The organism is Gammaproteobacteria bacterium (assembly GCA_013816845.1).
Classification (GTDB): domain Bacteria; phylum Pseudomonadota; class Gammaproteobacteria; order DSM-16500; family DSM-16500; genus Aquicella.
On sequence record JACDDU010000011.1, the window covers coordinates 1 to 4,552 of the forward strand.

The following is a 4,552-nucleotide window of genomic DNA, read 5'->3' on the forward strand; positions in this document are numbered from 1 at the left end:
GTATGGTCCTGTGTAACCTTTCACAAATGCCATTGGATTGGGGGCTGCGCACCTGGGTCTTGCTGTGCTCGATGGCTTCAATACTCAAGTATAGTTCGTACTCGTGGTGCTCACGTTTACCTTTGTATTCGGTTCCCCGATCGGTTAGCACTCTGAGCAAGGGTATTTCCTGGTGATCAAAAAATGGAATCACCCGGTCATTCAAAAGGTCGGCGGCGGTGATGGCATTTTTGCGGTCATACACTTTGGCAAATGCTACACGGGTATAGGTATCAATAAGGTCTGCTGATAAATACGCCCTACTCCCTTGATGGTACCCACGTAGTAAGTATCCTGTGCACCCAAATACGAAAATTTTTGACGAGACTCCTTTGGCTGCATACAACAAAGTATTGCTGCAAGTGGGGCAGGACAAACAAACTTCAGCTGAGTACACAATCAGCAGTTGTTCGGGCAGGACGTTAGTAATTTTGCTTTTAGTTGTTATCTTCATCAAAAGTTTTTCAATCAGCTGCAGTTCCAGGCTGGACATTATAAAATTCCCCACCTGCACAATACTCGAACGTTGCCTGCAAGCGTAACACGACACCCACAATTGAAATTACTTTTAGAATTTTATGAAACTTATTAAACCAAAAAAATTAATACAAGGCGACAAAGTCGCATCTGTTTCACTTTCCTGGGGTGGAGCAGGTGAATTGCCACATCGCTATAATAAAGGAAAAAAACAATTAGAAGAAACATTTGGGCTGACAGTTGTGGAAACTAAAAATTCTTTAAAGCCAGCAGATTGGGTTAATAAAAATCCACAAGCAAGAGCAGACGATTTAATGGAAGCTTTTTCAGACAATTCTATAAAAGCTATAATATCCAACATTGGCGGTGACGACAGCATTAGAACTTTACCCTTTATTGATCTTTCAATAATTACAAAAAATCCGAAAATATTCTGGGGATTTTCTGATACGACAATTACGCATCTCGCATGTTACAAAGCTGGATTCGTGTCTTTTTACGGAACATCATTATTAGTTGGTTTTGCTGAAAATGGTGGAATGTTTGAATATCAGATTGATGATATAAAAAGAACGCTGTTTAGCTCCAATACTATAGGACAAATCTTACCAAATAAAAACGGGTGGACAAGTGAAATGCTTGATTGGTTTGACACTTCGCTACAAGATACTCCGCGAACCCTGACAACCTCAAGCAGTTGGAACTTTTTACAAGGAAACAAAAAGTACAAGGAAAATTATTAGGAGGCTGTGTAGAAGTATTAGAATTTCTAAAAGGAACTGCCTATTGGTTAACCCCCGATGAATGGGAAAACTCCATTATGTTTTTGGAAACATCAGAAGAAATAATGAACCCTGCAAATTTTAAATGGATATTACGGAACTATGCTGCACAGGGAATTTTACATAACATCAACGGACTTATTGTAGGCAGACCGTTTGACAATAAATTCACGGGGGAATACAATAGAATTTTGTTAGAAATTGTAAGAGACGAGAATCAATTAACAGAATTGCCAATAATTACAGAAATGGACTTTGGACACACTTCACCAACATTTACAATTCCATTTGGACTTGTAGCAGAAATAAGTTGTGAACAAAAAATATTTAGCATAATTGACAATGGCGTTACAGAATAACAGAAAACGGGAAACGCCAGCAGTCAACATTGCATTGCCAAAATTGGGGCAGGACATTGGAACTTCGGCTGTAGTCTGCTATCAGCAGCAGTTTCAGCTTGACGTTAGTAATTGGGCTTTTCGTTTTTATCTTCAACTTTTAAATCATTTTTGGGCTTCAGTTGTCAGCGGGACGTTTTTCAAATATCCCAACAACGCCAAGCCTCAATCGTTGGCTGTAATTTTTGACGACCATGAAACTATTCAAAAATTTATTCAATAAACCAAGAACGACCATCAAGGCGGACAATTCAAGCCACTTAATGAACTATAAATTCATTGCAGGACTTGACTGCGATGAAATACCTGATAGTTATGGTGAATTTGGTAGGACACCCACAAATCCAATTCCAGTTAACGGACCTAAAGGTGAAATGCTTTATTTTCAAAACATAAGAACAAACGATAATAAACCACTACTTTTTCATAGATTAACATCAACATCACCCAAACGTTCCGAGTAAATTGAAAAATCATTGTTTGAAAGTAATTGAAGAACTAAGATTTGAATAATAAAACTACAGCCAACAAAAGTATTTGCAAAAGCAGGGCTGGACATTGTAACATCAGCTATGTGCAAGCATCAGCAGCGGTTCGGGCTGACGTTCAATGTTCAGCTTTTATTTTTAACTTCAAATTTATATTTTCAATTGGGCATTTGTACCAAGCTTGACGAACAATGAATTCCCTGCCTTCGCAAATACTCGAACGTTACCTGCCATTTTATTGCGACAGCTTGCTATTCAAACTTTAATCAGGCAGGGAATTAAAAGGTGAAGATCAGAAATCGCTCAAAAATAACGGGTCAGAACCTGAAAAGCCAAATGAGTAAAGAAATTTAAAAAAAACTAAAATGGTAAACTTATCTGTGATTGCACAACTCATTGTTGCTCTTTCTGTTGTTTTTGTATGGGTTTTTCGTTTCGATAATATCATGAAAGAATTTAACCAATATGGCCTGAGTGATCTTACACGCACGATTGTTGGGTCAACTAAAATAGCATTGGCAACATTGCTTGTAGCAGGTATCTGGTATCCTTCGCTGGTTCTAATTCGGGCACTTTTGATGGCTTTCCTGATGTTAAGTGCACAGTATTTTCACTTCAAAGTGAATAATCCCTGGCAAAAGCGTATGCCCTCATTGTTCCTTTTGCTACTATGTCTTTTTATTGCTACCGTATCCCTAAATTTAATTGCTTAAATGCGTTTACTGGAAGTTTTAGTTCTAGCGGAAGTACCACGAATGATAACAAAAATTTAAATACAAATTTTTAAAATAAGTGTTTTTAGTGGTGAACGAACAGTTGTGCTTCTAATCCCTTCTTTTAATAACTTTATTTATCTCTGATGCGTTAGCAGCAACCCGTGACCAGGCATATATCAGATTGACTACCAGTCAGACAAAAGTCACTTAGAATTTTAAACTTACGATTGCACAGTTAAAGAAACAAACGATGATTTTTACTTTAGAAAAATCTATGGAAATTCTTGAGCGTACACCAGACGTTCTTAATACAATGCTGCAAAATATTTCTGCCGAATGGACTTCAAACAACGAAGGTGGACAAACATGGAGTGTATATGATATTATCGGCCATCTTATTAATGGAGAAAGAACTGACTGGATTCCAAGAGCAGAAATTATCCTTTCAGAAAAACATGACAAAAAATTTGAGCCTTTTAACCGTCTCGCCCAATTTGAAGAAAGTAAAGAAAAATCATTGACACAACTTTTAGACGAACTTAAGACACTACGTGAAAAGAATATTGAAAACCTCCGTTCAAAAAAACTCACGGACAAAAACCTGGAGGAAAAAGGTATTCATCCTACTTTCGGAGAAGTGACCTTATCCCAACTTCTTTCTGCTTGGGTTGTACATGACCTTAATCATATTGCTCAAATTTCGCGTGTAATGGCTAAACAATATAAAGCAGAAGTTGGACCTTGGATAGAATATTTGCGAATCTTGCAACTGTAAATCGCATGAAAGATAAGGGAATGCTAACAATGCATTGCCAAAAGTCAGGACCGGACATTGAAACTTGTACATTAACAATGTGACAGCTGTGGTGCGGGGCTGAACTTTACAATTAACCTTTAGTCGTTATCTTCAACTTCATATTTTCAATTTACCATTTGTCCGGTCATGCCCAGCTATGAATCCCCTACCCTTCGGCAATGCAAAACGTTAGCGGTCAGCATAGAGCAACATGCCAACAATATTATCAAGAGACAAAAATGGAATTAAAGATTATAAATACTAACGAGGACAAGACTAATGAAATTTATTCCTCAACGGACTGCCAACAATTAATCAATTCAATGGACGAATATTATCCAAAAATCGGTTTTAACAAGCCTTGGGTTGGTTACTTCGTTTTTAATAACAATCAAATTGTTGGGACCGGTAGTTTCACAGGACAACCCCAGGACGGAAAAGTTGAAATTGCATACTGGACGTTTAAAGAATTTGAAGGACAAGGAATTGCTTCTTTTGCCTGTAAAGAACTTATCTCAATTTCAAAAAAAACTAACCCTACAATAACTATAACTGCAAAAACAGCACCCGGGCACAATGCTTCGACAAAGATTTTACAAAACAATGGTTTTGAGTTTTCTTGTAGGCTTCCCCATTCATAGAGCCAGTTCCAAGTTAGTATTTGTATTCAAATCAATATAATTATTGTCATTATTATTACCAATGTGTTGAAATGTGGTAAACATGGCATTAGATGTAATCACTACTATTTAATCTGACAGACAGTGGACTTTTTTTGTTGGATGTGGAAAACGCGAAAAGCGTTTACCACATCATAATAATAGTAAAAAATCATGATGAAGATTTTTCAAATTGT

General features: G+C 37.1%; 4 protein-coding genes and 2 pseudogenes. 5 read left to right on the plus strand and 1 reads right to left on the minus strand.

Features of this window, described 5'->3' with window-relative positions; all coding sequences use genetic code 11:
• Positions 1-348, minus strand: a pseudogene (locus tag H0W64_12670) (transposase family protein).
• 269 nt (positions 349-617) lie between these two features.
• Between H0W64_12670 and H0W64_12675 the strand changes: the two are divergent.
• The 5 genes and pseudogenes from H0W64_12675 to H0W64_12695 all read left to right on the plus strand — a co-directional run bounded on the left by H0W64_12675 (position 618) and on the right by H0W64_12695 (position 4,337).
• Positions 618-1,657: pseudogene (locus H0W64_12675) on the plus strand (LD-carboxypeptidase).
• Positions 1,641-1,919, plus strand: a complete 279-nt coding sequence (locus H0W64_12680; GenBank protein ID MBA3662567.1) for a hypothetical protein — start codon at positions 1,641-1,643, stop codon at positions 1,917-1,919. Before H0W64_12675 ends, H0W64_12680 begins: the two are co-directional and overlap by 17 nt.
• Before the next feature lie 630 nt (positions 1,920-2,549).
• A complete protein-coding gene (locus H0W64_12685) occupies positions 2,550-2,897 on the plus strand; it encodes a DoxX family protein (GenBank protein ID MBA3662568.1) in 348 nt (115 codons plus the stop codon).
• 253 nt (positions 2,898-3,150) lie between these two features.
• Positions 3,151-3,675, plus strand: a complete 525-nt coding sequence (locus H0W64_12690; protein MBA3662569.1) for a DinB family protein — start codon at positions 3,151-3,153, stop codon at positions 3,673-3,675.
• Positions 3,676-3,935: 260 nt separating this feature from the next.
• Positions 3,936-4,337: a GNAT family N-acetyltransferase gene (locus tag H0W64_12695; protein MBA3662570.1), complete on the plus strand. Its 402-nt coding sequence runs from the start codon at positions 3,936-3,938 to the stop codon at positions 4,335-4,337.
• Positions 4,338-4,552: the final 215 nt, after the last annotated feature.

What these genes read in the sequence shown, in the direction of transcription:
- H0W64_12680 (MBA3662567.1), top strand. Translation starts at nt 1,641, where the DNA reads ATGGCGTTACAGAATAACAGAAAACGGGAAACGCCAGCAGTCAACATT.
- H0W64_12685 (MBA3662568.1), top strand. Translation starts at nt 2,550, where the DNA reads ATGGTAAACTTATCTGTGATTGCACAACTCATTGTTGCTCTTTCTGTT.
- H0W64_12690 (MBA3662569.1), top strand. Translation starts at nt 3,151, where the DNA reads ATGATTTTTACTTTAGAAAAATCTATGGAAATTCTTGAGCGTACACCA.
- H0W64_12695 (MBA3662570.1), top strand. Translation starts at nt 3,936, where the DNA reads ATGGAATTAAAGATTATAAATACTAACGAGGACAAGACTAATGAAATT.